Origin of the sequence: Streptomyces sp. NRRL B-24484 (assembly GCF_000717715.1) — a bacterium.
Taxonomy (GTDB): domain Bacteria; phylum Actinomycetota; class Actinomycetes; order Streptomycetales; family Streptomycetaceae; genus Kitasatospora.
Genome location: NZ_JOAI01000031.1, coordinates 53,602 through 71,462, shown reverse-complemented (window position 1 = coordinate 71,462; position 17,861 = coordinate 53,602). Strand labels below are relative to the sequence as shown.

15 protein-coding genes and 2 pseudogenes are annotated in these 17,861 nt (G+C 74.5%); 4 read left to right on the top strand and 13 right to left on the bottom strand.

What is annotated here, in order from left to right:
* Nucleotides 1-46: 46 nt before the first annotated feature.
* The 4 genes from IE98_RS0125620 to bldG all read right to left on the bottom strand — a co-directional run bounded on the left by IE98_RS0125620 (nucleotide 47) and on the right by bldG (nucleotide 2,406).
* Nucleotides 47-817, bottom strand: a complete 771-nt coding sequence (locus tag IE98_RS0125620; RefSeq protein ID WP_052390957.1) for a hypothetical protein — start codon at nucleotides 815-817, stop codon at nucleotides 47-49.
* Nucleotides 818-887: 70 nt separating this feature from the next.
* Nucleotides 888-1,256, bottom strand: a complete 369-nt coding sequence (locus IE98_RS0125615) for a cyclophilin-like fold protein (protein ID WP_030272784.1) — start codon at nucleotides 1,254-1,256, stop codon at nucleotides 888-890.
* Between the two features lie 262 nt (nucleotides 1,257-1,518).
* Nucleotides 1,519-1,938 carry an ATP-binding protein gene (locus IE98_RS0125610; protein WP_030272782.1) on the bottom strand — a complete coding sequence of 140 codons (420 nt, stop codon included), beginning with the start codon at nucleotides 1,936-1,938 and terminating at the stop codon, nucleotides 1,519-1,521.
* Between the two features lie 126 nt (nucleotides 1,939-2,064).
* Nucleotides 2,065-2,406 carry an anti-sigma factor antagonist BldG gene (bldG, locus tag IE98_RS0125605; RefSeq protein ID WP_030272780.1) on the bottom strand — a complete coding sequence of 114 codons (342 nt, stop codon included), beginning with the start codon at nucleotides 2,404-2,406 and terminating at the stop codon, nucleotides 2,065-2,067.
* A gap of 218 nt (nucleotides 2,407-2,624) precedes the next feature.
* On the opposite strand from bldG, the gene IE98_RS0125600 reads away from it, so the two are divergent.
* Complete coding sequence (locus tag IE98_RS0125600; RefSeq protein WP_078661303.1) at nucleotides 2,625-4,976, top strand: DEAD/DEAH box helicase; 2,352 nt, start codon at nucleotides 2,625-2,627, stop codon at nucleotides 4,974-4,976.
* A gap of 126 nt (nucleotides 4,977-5,102) precedes the next feature.
* Here the strand turns inward: IE98_RS0125600 and IE98_RS52635 are convergent.
* The 8 genes and pseudogenes from IE98_RS52635 to ssd all read right to left on the bottom strand — a co-directional run.
* A pseudogene (locus IE98_RS52635) lies at nucleotides 5,103-5,492 on the bottom strand (Rv3654c family TadE-like protein); the annotation flags it as partial.
* Nucleotides 5,480-5,803 (bottom strand): TadE family type IV pilus minor pilin, encoded by a 324-nt coding sequence (locus tag IE98_RS0125590; protein WP_234443672.1) that lies wholly within the window; start codon nucleotides 5,801-5,803, stop codon nucleotides 5,480-5,482. The pseudogene IE98_RS52635 and the gene IE98_RS0125590, both read right to left, overlap by 13 nt.
* Nucleotides 5,804-5,921: 118 nt before the next feature.
* On the bottom strand, nucleotides 5,922-6,149 hold the full coding sequence (locus IE98_RS51100; RefSeq protein WP_030272772.1) for a DUF4244 domain-containing protein: 228 nt from the start codon (nucleotides 6,147-6,149) through the stop codon (nucleotides 5,922-5,924).
* Nucleotides 6,150-6,368: 219 nt separating this feature from the next.
* Nucleotides 6,369-7,004, bottom strand: a complete 636-nt coding sequence (locus tag IE98_RS43050) for a type II secretion system F family protein (RefSeq protein ID WP_052390956.1) — start codon at nucleotides 7,002-7,004, stop codon at nucleotides 6,369-6,371.
* A 146-nt stretch (nucleotides 7,005-7,150) separates the two neighbouring features.
* Nucleotides 7,151-8,074 carry a type II secretion system F family protein gene (locus tag IE98_RS0125575; RefSeq protein WP_106976705.1) on the bottom strand — a complete coding sequence of 308 codons (924 nt, stop codon included), beginning with the start codon at nucleotides 8,072-8,074 and terminating at the stop codon, nucleotides 7,151-7,153.
* A gap of 110 nt (nucleotides 8,075-8,184) precedes the next feature.
* Nucleotides 8,185-8,322 carry a hypothetical protein gene (locus IE98_RS49395; RefSeq protein ID WP_159401051.1) on the bottom strand — a complete coding sequence of 46 codons (138 nt, stop codon included), beginning with the start codon at nucleotides 8,320-8,322 and terminating at the stop codon, nucleotides 8,185-8,187.
* On the bottom strand, nucleotides 8,319-9,701 hold the full coding sequence (locus IE98_RS0125565; RefSeq protein ID WP_078661298.1) for a TadA family conjugal transfer-associated ATPase: 1,383 nt from the start codon (nucleotides 9,699-9,701) through the stop codon (nucleotides 8,319-8,321). Before IE98_RS0125565 ends, IE98_RS49395 begins: the two co-directional genes overlap by 4 nt.
* Nucleotides 9,698-10,807 (bottom strand): septum site-determining protein Ssd, encoded by a 1,110-nt coding sequence (gene ssd / locus IE98_RS0125560; RefSeq protein ID WP_030272765.1) that lies wholly within the window; start codon nucleotides 10,805-10,807, stop codon nucleotides 9,698-9,700. The genes IE98_RS0125565 and ssd overlap by 4 nt, the downstream gene beginning before the upstream one ends.
* An 887-nt stretch (nucleotides 10,808-11,694) precedes the next feature.
* Here ssd and IE98_RS0125555 point away from each other — a divergent pair.
* A pseudogene (locus IE98_RS0125555) lies at nucleotides 11,695-12,495 on the top strand (HAD family hydrolase); the annotation flags it as partial.
* A gap of 443 nt (nucleotides 12,496-12,938) precedes the next feature.
* Here IE98_RS0125555 and IE98_RS0125550 read toward each other — a convergent pair.
* On the bottom strand, nucleotides 12,939-13,820 hold the full coding sequence (locus IE98_RS0125550) for a hypothetical protein (protein ID WP_030272761.1): 882 nt from the start codon (nucleotides 13,818-13,820) through the stop codon (nucleotides 12,939-12,941).
* Between the two features lie 190 nt (nucleotides 13,821-14,010).
* Here IE98_RS0125550 and IE98_RS0125545 point away from each other — a divergent pair, with 190 nt between their 5' ends.
* Nucleotides 14,011-15,024 carry an ATP-binding protein gene (locus tag IE98_RS0125545; protein WP_052390954.1) on the top strand — a complete coding sequence of 338 codons (1,014 nt, stop codon included), beginning with the start codon at nucleotides 14,011-14,013 and terminating at the stop codon, nucleotides 15,022-15,024.
* Between the two features lie 390 nt (nucleotides 15,025-15,414).
* On the top strand, nucleotides 15,415-17,799 hold the full coding sequence (locus tag IE98_RS0125540) for a SulP family inorganic anion transporter (protein ID WP_030272757.1): 2,385 nt from the start codon (nucleotides 15,415-15,417) through the stop codon (nucleotides 17,797-17,799).
* Nucleotides 17,800-17,861: the final 62 nt, after the last annotated feature.

Here is a 17,861-nt window from a genome sequence, read left to right as displayed (position 1 = left end):
TCCGGGGGGCCGGGAGGGTGACGCGGACCTGCGCGGTTTCCGCCGGTCAGCCTGCGGAGGCGCTCGGCGAGGCGGCGTCGGACGGCTGGGCCGAGCTGCCCGCGGACGGCGTGGCCGCCCCGCCCGAGGCGCTGCCGGACGGCTTCGCCGAGGGCTTGCCGGAGGTGTTGCCGGCCTTGCTGCCGGACGGCGCGGCGGACTGCGCACCCGTCCCGCCGGAACCCACCTGGTCCGCACCCGCCGACGCGGTGCCACTGGCCACCGGGGCCGCCACGGCATCCGCCTTGCAGCCGGGCTGGCGCTTCATCGCGTCGCCCGCCTCACCTGTCTGCAGGCGGTTGAGCCCCTGCGTGGAGAGCTGGGCGAGCTGCTGGACCTGGTCACCCACGCTGCGGAGGCCGTCCGCGAACTTCGCCTGGTCGCCGGTGGCCAGGGCCTCCAGCTTCTTCTGGACGTCCAGGTAGCCCTGGGCGGCCTTGCGGAGCTCGTTCACCGCGTCCGTCCGGGCCGTCTCGCCGTCCTCCGACTTCGGCGCCCCGGCCTTGTCGACGGCGTCCGCCAGTCCGGCGTTGGACTTGGCCAGCTCGGCCAGGTCGGCCGACAGCCGCTTCTGCAGCGCGACGGGCTCCTCGCCGGGCGTCACCTTGGCGGTGTCGGCGAGGGCGACCCGCGACTGGCCGATCGGGGCCCGCGCAGCGTCGCAGACGCTCTTCGCCCAGCCGTCGAGCTGCTTGCTGTTGTCGTCGTCGCTGCACGCGACGGCGCCGAACGCGAGCAGCGCGCCGAGCGCGGGGACGGTCAGCAGTCGCTTGTTCACCGGGTGCCTTCCGGTCGGGGACGTCGATCTGCGAACCTACACGGCCGTCCGCGCCGCCCGTCGGCGCCCCTTACACCCGCTCGACCCGGATCGCGTCCCCGTCACGGACGGTGCGGAGCACCGCGGGGTCCCCGTCCAGCGCCCCGAGCAGGTTGCACGGGCTCGCCAAGCGGCACTCGCCGTGGTGCGAGATCGGTGTCGGGCCGAACGGCAGCGCCAGGCTGTCCCCGTCCGTCCAGAACGCCACCGTTCCCGGGTCCACGACCTGTGCCGCGTCCGGCTCCCGCGGGACGCTCAGGCCGGCGTCGAAGTACACCTCGTCGCCCCAGGTGCGGGCGGTGGAATCGATCGGCAGCGCGGCCCAGAGCTTCTCCGAGGTGGGCGTCGACCGGAGCTCGGCCGTCGCCTGCCCGGCCGGCCAGAGGATGCGTATGCGCATGGGGGTGTCACTCGTCCCGTCGTTCTCGAACCGAACCGGTCGCGCCGGGAGCAGGAAACAGCCCGCTTCAACAATGTGTCAATGCGCGCGTGGTGCGGGGGTGTCGAGGGCACGACGGCATCGGCCCGGCGGCGCAGCCGCTGCGGGTCATGAGGTGGACGGACGGCTCCCGGCGAGCGGCAGTCGGCCCGGCGAACGCCGCACGAGCACCCGCGGACCGGGGGCGGAGCCAAGCGGGGCCCGGAACCGGGCGAGCGGGACGTCAGACGGCGACGGGTGCGGTGGAGACCGGCCAGCTCATCCTGATGAGGCCGCCCCCTCCACCGTTGGTGACCTCGACGTCCTCCACCAAGCCGCTGATCACGGCCAGGCCCAGGGCGTCCTCGCCGGGGTCGGCGCCCTCGCCGGACGCCGGGGACGGGACGGAGGCGTCGCCGGCCTCGTCGGCGACCTCGATGAGGAAACGCTTCTCCTGCTCGATCAAAGCGACGCGGATCGCTCCGTGGGCGTCGCCGCGCTGGTGCAGGCCGACAGCTCGCGAGCAGGCCTCACCGACGGCGAGGCGGACCTCGTCGAGCACCGACTCGTCGACCCCCGCACGTCTGGCCACCGCAGCTGCCACCAGCCGGGCCGTGCGCACGTGCTCGGGAAGCGCGCTGAATCGAAGTTCGACGGTTGCCATTCCTCCCCCTCCGGGGTTGCTCCCTGGTGGGCCGGGGTGTGCGTACACATCCCGGCGCGGGGCCGCCACCGGCCCCGCCGGACCGGCGGGACCGCAGGACGGCCCCGCCGGTGCGGGCAAAGACTGTCAGTCGGTGGAGGCGACGGCGTCGTCCACCGAGTTGTGGATCGGGAAGACCTTGGTCAGGCCCGTGATCCGGAAGATCTTCAGAATGCGCTCCTGGTTGCAGACCAGGCGGAGCGAGCCCTCGTGCGCACGAACCCGCTTGAGCCCGCCCACGAGCACGCCGAGACCGGTGGAGTCGAGGAAGTCAACGCCCTCCATGTCGACGACGAGGTGGTAGTTGCCGTCGTTGACGAGCTCGACAAGCTGCTCGCGCAGCTTGGGGGCGGTGTACACATCGATCTCGCCGCCGACTTCGACGACCGTGCGATCGCCGACCGTACGGGTCGACAGGGACAGGTCCACGGAACCTCCAGCACCTTGCCTTGCTACGTCATTGCGATCCTCGGCCGGGCGGCCGCCACCGCGTGGTCGCAGGCCGGGCGAGGCAAGCCGCTGCTGACCAGCATCGGCGTGCGTCCCTCGGCCGTGCGGCCGTCACGGCCTCATTGAACCACCTGCGACCATGCCCGCACGATGGCTTGCGGCGATTCTCCGTCACGCCGGTGACACACTGGGTCTTCATGCCGCCCCGTCACACCGCGCCCGAAGCACTGCTGAAGACCCTGTCCACCAACCGGGGCCGGTCGGACCGCCTCACCCATACGGAGCACCTTCCCTCCCGTCCCGCGCGCCATTCCTCCTGGCCGGAAGGAATCCGTCCGGAAATCCGCGAAGCCGCCAGCGAGCTCGGTGTGCGCGAGCCGTGGGCGCACCAGGCCGAGGCGATGGAGCTCGCCCGGGCCGGGCGGAGCGTGGTGATCGCCACCGGTACCACCTCGGGGAAGTCCCTGGGCTACCTCGCCCCCGTACTGAGCTCGCTGCTCGACGGCACGGAGGCCCGCAACGGGCGCGGCGCCACGGCGCTCTACCTGGCGCCGACCAAGGCGCTCGCGGCCGACCAGCGCCGGCGGGCGGCCGAACTGGTGCCGCCGCGGGTGCGGGTCGCGCTGTACGACGGGGACACCCCGCCCGAGGAACGCGAGTGGGTGCGCCAGTACGCCTCGTACGTGCTCACCAACCCGGACATGCTGCACCGGGGCATTCTGCCGGGGCACGCCCGCTGGTCCTCCTTCCTCAAGGCACTGCGGTACGTGGTGGTCGACGAGTGCCACAGCTACCGCGGCGTCTTCGGGTCGCACGTCGCTCAGGTGCTGCGTCGGCTGCGTCGGCTCTGCGCGCGGTACGGGGCCGAACCGACGTTCCTGCTCGCCTCCGCCACCACCGCGGAACCGGCCGTCACCGCCGAGCGCTTGACCGGGCTGCCCGCGGTCGCCGTGACGGAGGACGCCTCGCCGCGCGGGCCACTGGTGTTCGCGCTGTGGGAGCCGCCGCTGACCGAGCACGTGGGCGAGCAGGGCGCGCCCGTCCGCCGGACGGCGACCGCCGAGGCCGGCTACCTCCTCACCGACCTGGTGGAGTCCGGGACGCGCACGGTGGCCTTCGTCCGCTCCCGTCGTGCCGCCGAGCTGGTCGCCCTGCAGGCGCAGGACCTGCTGGGCAGTCCGCTCGCCGGGCGGGTCGCGGCCTACCGCGGCGGCTATCTGGCCGAGGAGCGCCGCACGCTGGAGCGCGACCTGCACTCCGGGCGGCTGCTCGGTCTCGCCTCGACCTCCGCGTTGGAGCTCGGCGTCGACGTCTCCGGTCTGGACGCCGTCCTGCTGGCCGGGTACCCGGGCACCCGGGCCTCGCTCTGGCAGCAGGCCGGGCGGGCCGGACGGGAGGCGCAGGGCGCACTGGCGGTGCTGATCGCCCGCGACGACCCGCTGGACACCTATCTGGTGCACCATCCGGAGGCGCTCTTCGCCAATCCGGTGGAGGCGACCGTGCTGGATCCGGACAATCCACACGTCCTGGCCCCGCACCTGTGCGCCGCGGCGGCCGAACTGCCGATCACCGATGCGGACCTGGACCTCTTCGGGCCGTCCACGGCCCAGTTGCTCCCGGTGCTGGAGCGGCGGGGCCTGCTGCGCCGCCGTGCGGACGGCTCCTGGTACTGGACCCGGCGGGAGCGGGCCGCGGACGGCGTGGACCTGCGGGGAAGCGGCGGGAACCCCGTCCAGATCGTGGAGGCCTCCACCGGGCGGCTGCTCGGCACGGTCGACGCGGCCGCGGCACACACCACCGTGCACACCGGCGCCGTCCACCTCCACCAGGGCCGCACCTACCTGGTGCAGGACCTCGACCTGGAGACCTCGGTCGCCCTGGTGGAGGCGGCCGATCCGCCCTACACCACGGCTGCCCGGGACATCACGTCCATCTCCGTGCTGTCGACCGACCGGTCGGAGGAGTGGGGCGAGGCCCGGCTGAGCTTCGGTTCGGTCGAGGTGGTCAACCAGGTGGTGGGATTCCTGCGCAAGCGGATCTCCACCGGTGAGGTGCTCGGCGAGACCAAGCTCGACCTGCCGCCGCGGACGCTGCGGACACGGGGGGTCTGGTGGTCGGTGACGGAGGACCAGCTCTTCGACGCCGAGATCCCGTTCGACCAGCTGCCGGGCGCCGCGCACGCCGCCGAGCACGCCTCGATCGGCCTGCTGCCGCTGTTCGCCACCTGCGACCGGTGGGACATCGGCGGCGTCTCGGTGCCGCTGCACCCGGACACCGGCCTGCCGACCGTGTTCGTCTACGACGGCCACTCCGGCGGGGCCGGCTTCGCCGAGCGCGGGTACACCCGTGCCGTGCAGTGGCTCACCGCCACCCGGGACGCCATCGCCGCCTGCGAGTGCGAGCGCGGCTGCCCGTCCTGCGTGCAGTCCCCCAAGTGCGGCAACGGGAACGACCCGTTGGACAAGGCGGCCGCCGTCCGACTGCTCGACGTGCTGCTCGCGGGGGCGCCGGCCGTCGAGGGCGGCCAAAACGGGGCGATACCGCAGTAGGGGCGCTCGCGACCGTCGTCGGTCGACCGGGGTGGGCGGCCGGGACCGAACGGTGCCCGTGGCGTCCACGCCGTCGGCGGAGGTGGCTTCGCCACCGCCCGCCGGGGCCCACACCGGACCTGCGCGGGCGCGGGCCCGGGCCGGGCCCACCGGGAGCGGCAGATGGCCCGTCGCGACCTCCACCACCACCTCGACGGCGTCCTCGTCCGGGTCAGGTGTGCAGGAGACCAGGTCGGCGCCGTGGGCGGCCGTGATCCGCGCCGCGCGGCCGCAGCCCCCGTCGGGGTCGATCAGCAGGCGTTCGGCGGCGGCCAGCGCTGCGAGGTCGGCGGCGGACTCCGCGCGGTGCCGGGCCGCAACGGCCGACCCCACGGCGAGCGCGACCGCGAACACCGCACAGCCGAGCATGCCCATCGCGAGCAGCCAGACGGTCGCGGATCCGGTGTCACGGTGACGGGCAGACGCGCGGCCGTACGAGGGACCGGGCACGGAATCGCGCTCTCTCAGGACGGCCATGGCGCACCGCCCCCGGCCTCGCCCGGGGCATCCTCGCGGGCCGCAACGGCGGAGGCGCCCAACCGGACCGACAACGCCGCGCCGATCCGGCCCGGTGCCGGAAACGGGGCCTCGACCGTGACCCGTACGGTGTCGTCGTCCTGGGTGATCTCGACGGACGCACCGGGCGGGGCGGCCGCTCGGGCCGCCGCCACCGCGTCGGTGTCCCCGCGAGCGGCCGCCCTGGCCGCGATCCGGGCGGCGTCCACACAACGGATCTGGCCCGCGGCCGCGACGACGCCCCAGATCAGCATGGCTGCGAGCAGCACCATGGCCGGCATCGCCACCGCCGTCTCGGCGGTGACCGTCCCCGCATCGGAGGGCCGACCGAGCCGGGATCGTACGGCGCGGCCCCGCACGGTCGCACGGGGCCTGCGCCGACGGTCGTGGTCAGACCGCATGGAGGGCCCTGTCGAGGAGTTCCCCGAGCGCCCCGGAGACCGTCCCGCTGGTGACCACGCGGTAGAGGATCGCGGCGAAGGCGCAGGCCGCCACCGTGCCGATCGCGTACTCCGCCGTCGTCATACCGGCGTCCGGCGGGCCGACCGTTGCTCCGCGGATCCGTCGCGCGAGACCTCGGACGAGACGCCGCGCGAGACGCGCGCGGGCCGTGGCCATCCGGTGGAGCCCGAGCGGGCGGCGCACCCGGGCACGGGCGGGTGCGCCCACGGAGACCGGGACGAGGGCCGCCGGGGCGCCGGGGTCGGGCGCATCCCCGGCGGAGTCGGCAGTAGGGGACGGAGGGTCGGTGAGGCGGACAGTGGGCTGGAACATTGCAGACTCCTCGGGGCAGGCCCGTCCTTGGGTGCGGGTGGAGCGATCCCGACGGGCGGGGTGTCAGATTCGGTGGGCATAGAGGGTGGCGAGGCCCATGACGACGGGCGCAACGCCGATCAGGACGAAGGCGGGGAGGAAGCAGAGCCCGAGCGGGGCCGTGGCGAGCACGCCTGCTCGCCGGACCCCGGCATGGGCGGCGCGGGCGGCGGCCGCCCGTTGCGTCTGGGCGAGGCCGCTCAACGCGGCCGTCGGCGGCGTACCGCTGCGGCTGGTCCTGATCAGGCAGCGTGCCAGCGGCGCCAGTGCGGGGCTGGCCGCACCGAGCTGTTCCCAGCAGACCTCCGGCGGAGCGCCCAGGGCGAGCTGTGCCGCCGCTGCCGCCAACCGGTCCCGCATCGGGGAGTCCACGCCGGCGGCCACCACGGCGGCAGCACGGCCCGGTGCGGAGGCCGAGCCGAGGCAGGCGGCCATCAACTCCGCGGTGAGCGGCACTTGGCGGAGCAGGCGTTCCTCCTCAACGGCCACCAGCCGTGCGGCGGCCGACACGGGCCGGGGCAGCCAGCGGTAGGCCGCCACGGCCGCCACTGCTCCGATCACCAGGCCCACCGTGCCACCGGTGGCGGCTGCGGCACCGAGGCCGATCGCCAGGGGCGCGCACCAGGCGCGGCCGGGCAGGCTGCGTGGCGACCGCCGCATCGGGCGGCAGCGGTACTCCGGACTCCGGCTGGGCCGGCGATCGGGCAGGCAGTGCCGGAGACGGCGTCTGAGGCCGCGCCGTCGTGCCGGCCTCCGCAGGACCGTCAGGCCACCGAGGACGGCCGACCATGTGGCAGCCAGCGCGATCACCTGGCCACCTCCCCCTTCGGAGCTCGGAGGCCCGACCGCTCCGGACCGTCCCGACGGTCCGCACGGCGGCGGGAGATCCCGCAGACAGAACGTCGGCCCGGTGTGCCGTCCTCGCTCACCGGCCGGTCCGGGGAGACGGAGGGAGCATCCTCGGCCGCCCTGACGATCCGTGCCGTCCACATCAGTCCTCCGGCCTCCAGCGCGGCACCGGCGGCGAGACAGGCCAGCCCCAGCGGTGTGTGCAGCAACGTCGGCAGCGGGTGAGCGCCGAGGGCCGTTCCGAGCAGGAGGCCGAACACGGGGAGCACGGCGAGCAGCGCCACCGTCGCCCGGGACCCGGCCAGTTCACCGGCCACCTCCTCGGCGAGGGCACGTTCGGCGCGCAGCGCGTCGGCGAGTTGGTCGAGGCCCTCCAGCAGTCCGGTGCCGCTGTCGGTGCTCACCTGCCAGCAGGCGGCCACGGCTGCGGCGCCGCGGCCTCCCGGCAGTTCCGCGACCAGCCGGAGTGCGGCCGGGACGTCGGCTCCGTAGCGGGCCGCCGCGAGTCGGGCGGACGGTTCGGCTCCGAGGTCGTCCCGGAGTGCCGGGGCGCGGCCGATGACGGCTTGCAGGGCGTACTCGGGGGTGGCGCCGCTGCGGAGCTCGCCGACCAGGCCGGTGCACAGCTCGATCACGGCCGCCGAGCGGCGTCGCGCCTCCTCGGCCGTCCGACGCCGGGCCCGCAGCCTGCGCAGCGGCAGGACACCGACGGCCGCGGCCATGAACGGGACCGGGGAGTGGGTGGCGTGGCCGGCCGCGATCCCGATCGGCAGCAGGACCAGCTCGGGGACCAGCCCCCGTGGGCGGCGTGCGTTCGCCGCCGCACGTCGGAGGAGCGTGGAGAAGGCCGCGCTCCTTCGGCCGGCAGGCTCCCCGGCCATGGTGCCGAGCAGCAGTCGGGCCCGTCCTCCGCCGGGCGGACGCCGAACCGCGCCGCGCGGCACGCCGGTCGGCGGCCGGATCGACACTGTTGTGCCCGTCGACGGCCCGTTCACGGCTGCCTCCGCCGGTCGGGTGCGGCCGGGTCGCCCTCCGGCCCTGCGGCGGCCGACTGCAACAGCCACCACGCCAGCCCGGTCGTGCCGCAGAGCGCCAGGGCCCAGAGGACCTCCAGTTGGCGGAGCGTCATTCCGGCCTCCCCGCGAGGACGACGCCGCGCTCGGCACAGACGCGCTGGAGCGCGGCCCAGCCCGGTCCGGTCTCGCAGCGGCCGCCGGGCCGGAAGAGCAGGGCGGGCCGGGTGGTCGCGAGGCCGCGGGCGTCGCCCTCCACCGTGTGGAGCTCGGCGACCCGCCGCTGCCCGGTCGCAGGGTCCCGGACGAGGTGGACGACCAGGTCGACGGCGGCCCGGAGCTGGCTGTGGAGCGAGAGCCGGTCGAGCCCGGCGAGCGACCCGAGAGCTTCCAGGCGGGCCGGGACGTCGGCCGCCGCGTTGGCGTGGACGGTGCCGAATCCCCCGTCGTGGCCGGTGTTGAGCGCGGCGAGCAGGTCGACCACCTCGGCGCCGCGGACCTCGCCGACGACCAGCCGGTCGGGGCGCATCCGCAGGGCCTGCCGGACGAGGTCGCGCAGGGTGAGCTCGCCGAGGCCCTCCTGGTTCGGCGGGCGGCTCTGCAGGCGCACCACGTGGGCGTGGTCGGGGCAGAGTTCGGCGGAGTCCTCGACGACGACGATCCGCTCCTCGGCGGCGACGAGTCCGAGCAGGGCGGCCAGCAGGGTGGTCTTGCCCGAGCCGGTTCCGCCACTGATGAGCAGGGAGAGCCGGGCACGGAGCACACTGCGGAACAGGTCGGCGCCGGCGCCGGTCAGTGTGCCGCCGGCGACGAGCTCGTCCAGGGTGAACGGGCGGGCCCGGCAGATCCGCAGGGAGATGTGGGTGCAGCCGCCGACGGCGATGGGCGGCAGCACGGCGTGCAGCCGGGTGCCGTCCGGGAGACGGGCGTCGACCCAGGGCATGGCGTCGTCGAGGCGTCGGCCGGCGGCGGTCGCCAGCCGGTGGGCCAGCCGCCGGACGGCCTCGTGGTCCGGGAAGCGGACCTCCGGTGCCCTTTGCAGACCTCTGCCGCAGTCGATCCACACGTCGTCAGGCCCGTTGACGAGCACGTCCGTCACGTCGGGGCGGTCGAGGAGCTCGTGGAGCGGCCCCGCGCCGACCAGTTCGGCCTGGAGGGCCCGCACGGTGTCGAGGACGTCGCCGCCGCCCAGGGTCGGCCGGTTGGCGCGCAGGGCGGCCGCGACGGATCCGGTGGTGGGCAGGGCTCCGGTCTCGGCCAGGTGGAGCCGGACGGCGTCGAGCAGGGTGCCGCGGCGGTGCGCGGCCTCGTCCTGGACCCGGGTGGTGGCTGCTGCGGCGTGTGCGCCGTATCGGCCGTCGGACCGCAGGGCGGCGGCCGTGCGCAGCGAGCCGCCGCTGCCGAGCCGCAGACCGGTGCCGAGGCGGCTGCGGTGCTGCGCGGGCAGGGCCCAGGGGCCGCCGGACAGGCGGCGGCGCGGGAGACGGTCGGTCATGACGCACCGCCCGTGGCCGCCACCGGCGGCATGACCTCGTGCAGGAAGCCGCTGCAGAAGCGGGCGAGCGGGCCGCGCTCGCGCAGGCCGGGCGGCAGTCCGCGCTCGACGTCGAGGCCGAGCCCTGGCTCGGGTGGAAGCTCGCCGGCGAAGGCGAGCCGCAGGTTGCGGGCGATCTCGGCGGAGGGGAGTCCGACCGGGCCGGGCACCCGGACCACGGCACGGAGGTCGGTCAGCCGCATCCGGGCGGCAGCGGCCACGCGGTCCGTGGCGGCGAGGGCCCGCAGTTCGGCGGGCACCACGAGCAGGCCGGTGTCGATCTGTTCGAGCGCCTGGGCGGCGGCCGGATCGAGGTGGCGGGGCAGGTCGACCACCACCAGCCCGCCGCGGCGGCGGGCCGCGGCGAGCACGCTGCGCATCGCCTCGGGCGGGACGGCCAGGCAGTCGCTGCGGTCCCAGGAGAGCGCGCTGAGTCCCTGCAGTTCCGGTAGTGCGCCGACGAGTTCGGCTCCGCCGATGCGTCCGCGGGAGCCGGCGAGGTCGGGCCAGCGGAGCCCCTCGGCGCTCTCGCCGCCGAGCAGGACGTCGAGCCCTCCGCCGAGCGGGTCGGCGTCGACCAGCATGGTGCGGTGGCCGCTGCGGGCCGCGGTCACGGCCAGCGCGCAGGCCAGCGTGGAGGCGCCGGCGCCACCGCGGCCGCCGAGCACACCGACGGTGAGCGCGGGCGGGCCGACGCCCTCCGCCGCATCGGCGATCCGGTCCAGCAGCCAGGCCTGGGCGTCCGGCAGGAAGAGCACGTGCTCGGCGCCGAGGCGCACGGCCCGCACCCAGACGCTGCCGTCGTCGAGGTCGAGCCCGAGCAGCAGCACGCCGGACCGGCGCGGCAGCCCGGAGCACGATTCGGAGAGGTCGTCGCCGACCAGCACGAGCGGCGCGTCCTCCCAGAGCGAGCGCGGCGGTTCGCCGCGGACCAGGTGCGGTTCGGCGCCGGCCGCGGCGCAGATCCGGGCGAGGTGGTCGGCGAGCGCGTCGTCCGCGGTGACGATCAGCGGACCGGTGGTCGCGGGGCGGCCCGTCGGGCGGGAATCGGTGGTGGGTGTCGACATGGCGGTCTCCCCCAGGGGCGGCGCCCGGCCAGTGCCGGGCGGTGTCCGAGTGGTCCGGGCCGGTCGGCGCGCGCGGGGCGCGTGCGGCGGCCGGTGCGGGGCCCGCCGATCTGCCCGACGATCGGGTGGTGCGGCGGTGGCCCGGGCACCACCGTGGCGGACCGGGGGCGTGCCTGATCCGCCCGTTGCATTCGCTGTGGACAACTCGGGGCTGTGGATAACTTGCTTCACTCGCCCGGGGGGCAATGCATCGCAGAATTGACGCGAGAGGCATGGGAACACGCCTTCTGCGGGCTCTGCGATTACCGATGAATCAGTCACCCAGAGTGACAGCAGTGGCGTGGCGATGGCGGCTGCGCGCCGAACGGGCCCGAAGGTCACCGATCCGTTCCGGGCGGACACCGCGGGTGTCAACTACCCTGCGGAAACGGGTCCGGACATGCGACGACCCCCGCCGGGGGGGAGAGCGGGGGTCGTCTATCCACGGCCCGACTCGGGGGGGAGGAGCCGGACCGGGTTAGCACGGTCGCGAACGATCCGTGACTTCCATGGTGTACCCGACCGGCCAGAAACACAAACCCGCGCGCCGCCGAGTACGCCGAATGGCGGGGGCTTTCGGCCCGCCCTCTATCCTCGGTCCCGTGGACACCACCGAGAACGCCGACACCGTCGACAACGGTCCCGACTCGGGGCGCGCAACCACCCCCGACGCGCCCCCGTCGACCCCCTCCGGTCCGGCGGAGGCGCCGGCCGACGGTCCCGCACCCGAGGTCGGCACCCCGGGCGACGGGGAGGACGACCCGAGCACCGTCGCGGACGGCACGGACGGATCCGCCGACGGGTCCGCGGAGGCGGAGCAGACCGCCACCCCGACCCGGGCGCTCGGCACCCCCCGGACGGCCGCGTTCTTCGACCTCGACAAGACGATCATCGCCAAGTCGAGCGCGCTCGCCTTCAGCCGGCCCTTCTACCAGGGCGGACTGATCAACCGTCGGGCCGTGCTCAAGAGCGCGTACGCCCAGTTCGTCTTCCTCGTCGGCGGCGCGGACCACGACCAGATGGAGAAGATGCGGCAGTACCTGTCGGCGCTGACCCGCGGCTGGAACGTCCAGCAGGTCCGCGAGATCGTCGCGGAGACCCTGCACGAGCTGATCGATCCGATCATCTACGAGGAGGCGGCGTCGCTGATCGAACAGCACCATGCCGCCGGACGCGACGTGGTGATCGTCAGCAGCTCCGGTTCGGAGGTCGTCGAGCCGATCGGCCGGCTGCTCGGCGCCGACCACGCGATCGCCACCCGCCTCAAGGTCGAGAACGGTTGCTACACCGGCGAGATCGAGTACTACGCGTACGCCGAGAACAAGGCGGCGGCCATCCGCGAGCTCGCCGCGGAGCAGGGCTACGACCTCGCCGAGTCCTACGCGTACAGCGACTCGTCCACCGACGTGCCGCTGCTGGAAGCGGTCGGCCACCCGTCGGCGGTCAACCCCGACCGGGCGCTGCGCAAGGAGGCGGCGGCCCGCGAGTGGCCGGTGCTGGTGTTCAACCGTCCGGTCGAACTCCGTAGCAGGATCCCGGAGTTCAGCACTCCGAGCCGGTCCGTCCTGCTGGCCGTCGCGGTCGGCGCGGCGGCCCTCACAGCGGGCCTGCTCTGGTACTCCGCGCGCCGCCGTCGACCCGTGCTCTGACCTGCGCGTCAGGCCCGGTCGCCATATCGGACAAACGGGAAAAAGTTCTTTTTTCGGGTTCCGCTTTGGGGCGATCCGCGATAGAAAGGACTTACGGCCCGCGAGACCCGGTCAGGACCCTAAGGGGTCGTTCCGACAACGCAGTTAAGGCCCACGGACCGCGCACAGCCAGCTGGGCACCCACATGCAGCCGACCCGCTGACGGGCCGCCGCACCAGGTGAACGGGCCAGATCCCCACCTGATGGGCAACTCCGGTGCATGCTTGGTAACCCGGCACCTGTGCCAGCGGCGGCACCGAGCAGGACCGGGTGCCGCCGCATCTGCATGTCACGGGATCCGCACGTCAACGGCCGTCCACCCCGGGACGCGCGCATCCACGGCCGTCCGCTGCATGACCGCTGCACGACCGGTGCGCGACGCGGGCGTCCGCACCGGCCCCCCGTCAGACCATGCCGCGCTGCATTGCCTCGCAGACCGCAGTGCTCTCCCGGACACCGAGCCGGAGCGCCTCCCCGCAGTGCCGGATCCACCGCGCCATGCCGTCACCGGTGCCGCTGAGGTATCCAGCCAGGGCGTCCCGGTAGGCGGCGGTGCCGAGCTCGGCGAAGCCGACCTCGGCCGGGCAGATGGACTTCGGGTCGAGGCCCTCGGCGATGAGGACGATGCGCTGCGCGGCCCGCGCGATCACCCCGTTGTGCGAGCCGAAGGGCCGCAGCGCGAGCAGCTCGCCGTGCACCACGGCGGCCGCCACCAGAGCCGGCGCACCGTTCGCGGCACTCTCGGAGCGGGACACCAGGAGGCGCGACAGCTGGTCGAGGCGCGCCGCGGCCTCCTCCGCGCCCGGCGCGGGCGGGAGTTCCACGCTCTCCACCTGCCTGTCGAACCCCTCGGAGGCAGCCAGCTCGACCGGGAAGAGCGGCTCCGCCACCTCGCCCGCGCGCCGGGGACGGCCGGCGGACGCATCGGCGTCGCCGACCGCGAGCAGGTGCAGCCGGGCCAGCACCTGCAGCGGCGAGTGCCGCCACACGCCCAGCAGCTGTCCGGCCTCGGCCGAGATGCGCAGCGCGCCGCCCACCGTGCGGGCGTCGGCGTCGCCGCCGAAGTCGGTGCGCCGCCGGATCTCCTCCAGCGGCCAGTCGGCGCCGTCGAGGGCGGCCGACGCGCGGGCGCCGCGGAGGGCGGCCTCGGACGTCACCTCGGCGGCTCGGCGGCGCATCACGCGGTGGCCGTAGAGCCGGTCGACGGCCTTGCGCACCTCGGCAACGGCCTCGGGCACCCCGGGCAGCTCGGCCAGCGGGGCGAGGGGATCAGTTCCAGTGCTCACGTACCCGAGGGTAATGAACCACCCCCCACCCCCCGCACAGCAACCCCGCCATCACCCGATCGAGGCAATCCGCCGTTCCCACCCGCGTGGCACCCCAAACCACCGCTAGCATGACCACTATCGGTGACGATAACGATTTCCAACATCCCTTCGGCGGCACCGACCGTCGCAGCGAGAGCCGGAGCCCCAGATGAAGATCGCGTTCGTCGGCAAGGGCGGCAGCGGCAAGACGACGCTGTCCGCGCTGTTCATCCGCCACCTGGCCGCGGCCGGCCGCCCGGTGATCGCCGTCGACGCCGACATCAACCAACACCTGGGCCCGGCGCTCGGCCTGACGGACGAGCAGGCGGCCGCGCTGCCCTCGCTCGGCGCCCACCTGCCGGAGATCAAGGAGTACCTCCGCGGTGACAACCCGCTGATCGGTTCGGCCGAGGAGATGATCAAGACCACTCCCCCCGGCCGGGGTTCGCGGCTGCTGCGGATCGTCGAGGAGAACCCGGTGTACGCAGCGTGCGCCCGTCCGATCGCGCTCGACGAAGGGTCCGTCCGACTGCTGGCCACCGGCGCCTTCACCGAGGCGGACCTCGGCGTGGCCTGCTACCACTCCAAGGTCGGCGCGGTCGAGCTGCTGCTCAACCACCTGATCGACGGACAGGACGAGTACGTGGTCACCGACATGACCGCCGGCTCGGACTCCTTCGCCTCCGGGCTGTTCACCCGGTTCGACCTCACCTTCCTGGTCGCCGAACCGACCCGCAAGGGCATCTCCGTCTACCGCCAGTACAAGGAGTACGCGCGCGACTTCGGCGTCGCCCTCAGGGTCGTCGGCAACAAGGTGCAGGGGCCGGACGACCTGGCCTTCCTGAGGCGGGAGGTGGGCGACGACCTGCTGACGACCTTCGGCCACTCGAACTGGGTGCGGCGGCTGGAGCAGGGCGCCGAGCCGCCCCTGAGCTCGCTGGAGCCGGCCAACCGCGGCGTCCTGGAGGAGCTGGAGGCGGCGGCGGACGCCGCCCACGGACTGCGCGACCCGCACGAGTACACCGCCCGGGCGGTCCACTTCCACCTGCGCAACGCCGAGAGCTGGGGCAACGCCAAGGTCGGCCGCGACCTCGCCGTCCAGGTCGACCCGGAGTTCGTGCTCGGACTCGGGGACGCCGCCGGAGGCGGCAGCCGGGCGGGGCTGGGCGCCGCCCGCGTCTGACCCACCGCACCCGATCCACCGGACTCGATCCACCGGGCCTGCAGCCACCGGGCGGCCGGCCGCGGCACCACGGCCGGGAGGGTCGGCGGACACCCGCTGAGCTGGGCGTTCGCCGGCCCTCCCGGCCGTCGGGTTCCCGGCCCGACCGGCCTCCACTCATAAAGGTGAATCCAACGCTCCGGCCTGTCGTTCGTATTCACGCTGTGCAAAGATCCCATTACTCTCGGTTTACCGATTCTTGGCAGACCGGACTGATGGTCCTTGGGCCCCGCGGCCAGGCCGCCGCGCCCACACCATCCCGCCAAACCGTCGCGACCCACGACAGCCGATCCGCTGACAGCACCACCACCGGACCTGACTGCGTACGTTCCCCCGGAAAGACGGGACTCCATGACCCTCGACATCTCCTCCGCACCCATCGCCTCGGACACCACCGACCACGCACCGCCGTCCGGCGGCCGGTCGTCCGGGCCCGCGCACCGCCCCGGCAGGATGGGCGACAGGGGCCGCTCCCTGCTCCTTCGCGACCTGCCGGCCTCGCTGGCGGTCTTCCTCATCGCGGTGCCGTTCTCGCTCGGCATCGCCCTCGCGACAGGGGCCCCGCTGACCGCGGGCCTCGTCGCGGCCGCCGCCGGCGGCCTGGTGGCCGGCCTGCTCGGCGGCACCGCGCTGCAGGTCAGCGGCCCCTCAGCCGCCCTCACCGTGATCACCGCGGGCGTGGTCGCACAGTACGGCTGGCAGATCGCCTGTGCGGTGACCGTCGCGGCCGGGTTGCTCCAACTCCTGCTCGGCTCGCTGCGGGTGGCCCGGGCTGCACTGGCCGTCTCGCCCGCGATCGTGCACGGCATGCTGGCGGGCGTCGGCCTCACCATCGCCCTCGCCCAACTCCACGTCGTGCTCGGCGGATCGCCGCAGAGCTCCGCCCTGGCCAACCTGCTCTCCCTCCCCCACCAACTCGCCGGGCCGCACCTGCCGGCCCTGGCGGTCGGCGTGCTCGCCGTCGCCGTGCTCTTCTGCTGGCCGCGCCTCGGCCGGCTCCCCGGCGCCGCCGGTCGGACGGGCGCGCGACTCGCCCGGCTTCCGGCCGCCCTGGTCGCCGTGGCCGCGGGCACCGCCCTCTCGCTCATCCTCGGCCTGCACCTCGCCCGGGTCGAACTGCCGGGCTGGCAGCACCACGCGCTCGCCGCGGCCCCGAGCGGCCGGCTGCTCGCCGAACACTGGCCCGCCCTGCTCGCCGTGGTGCTGACGGTCACCGCCGTCGCCGGGGTGGAGTCGCTGCTCTCCTCTGTCGCGGTCGACCGGATGACGCACACCACCAGCGACCTGGACCGGGAGCTGCGCGGCCAGGGCCTGGCCAACATGGTCTCCGGCCTGCTCGGCGGCCTTCCGGTGGCCGGCGGTGCCGTCCGCAGCACGGCCAACGTGCAGGCCGGGGCCGCCTCCCGGTGGTCGGCCGTGCTGCACGGCTGCTGGGTGGTGCTGGCCGCGCTGGCCCTGGCCGGCGGACTGCGCCGCATCCCGCTCGCCGCACTGGCCGCCCTGGTGCTCGTCGTGGGCGTGCAGATGGTCAGCTTCGCGCACATCCGGCGCATCCACCGGCACCGCGAGTTCCCGGTCTACCTGGTGACCGTGCTCGGCGTGGTCGGCCTGGGCGTCCCGCTCGGCGTGCTGCTGGGCGGAACGGTCGCCGGCCTGCTCGCCCTCCACCGGCTGACCCGTGCGCGCGTGGACGTCACCGCCGAGCCGGACGGCACCCACCGCGTCCGGACGCACGGCCCCCTCACCTTCGCCGCCGTCCCCCGGCTCAGCCGCACGCTCGCCCGGATCCCGACCGGCGCGACGGTCACCGTCCACCACGACGGCTCGTTCCTCGACCACGCCGCGTACGAGGCGCTGCACACCTGGCGGGCCATGCACCAGGCCGCGGGCGGGCGGGTCGCGATGGTGACGGACCAGCACGGCCAGCAAGCGGCGCTCGACCCCGACGGCACGATGGACCCGGATCCGGCCGCGGGCTCGCAGCAGTTCCGCGCCTGGACGCCGTGGATGGGCCACCACAGCATCGAGCAGGACGGCGACGACGCGCACGGCCGACTGCTCGACGGCGTACGCGGATTCCAGGAGCACACCGCACCGCTGGTCCGTCAGGAACTGGCCCGGCTCGCCCGCGAGGGCCAGACGCCCTCCCAGCTGTTCCTCACCTGCGCCGACTCCCGCATGGTCACCAGCATGATCACCAGTAGTGGGCCCGGCGACCTCTTCACGGTGCGGAACGTGGGCAACCTGGTGCCCGCCCCCCACGAACCGGGCGCCGCGGACGACTCGGTGGCGGCCGCCGTGCAGTACGCGGTCGAGGTGCTGGAGGTCGGCTCGATCACGGTCTGCGGGCACTCCGGCTGCGGGGCGATGAAGGCCCTGCTGGACGGCGTCCACGAGCAACCCGGCACGCCGACCCCGCTCGCGCGCTGGCTGCGCAACGGCCGCGGCTCGCTCGCCCGGTCCAGGCGCGCACCCACCCGCTTCGCCGACCGGCCCGCCGTCGACCCGGTCGAGGAGCTCTGCATCACCAACGTCGTCCAGCAACTCGACCAGCTGATGGCCAACCCCGCGGTCGAACGCCGGGTCGCCGCCGGCACTCTGCGCCTGGTCGGGATGTACTTCGACTTCGCGACCGCCCAGGCGTACGTACTGGACAACGGCACCGGGCGCTTCGCCCCGGTGTCCGCCGAACGGTGCAGCGAACCGCTCCGGGAACGAACACCCGTGACGGCCTGACATCCGTCGGCGCAGCCGGCCGGGTACGGCCCGGCCGGACCGCCCGTGGCCTCCGCAGCCCG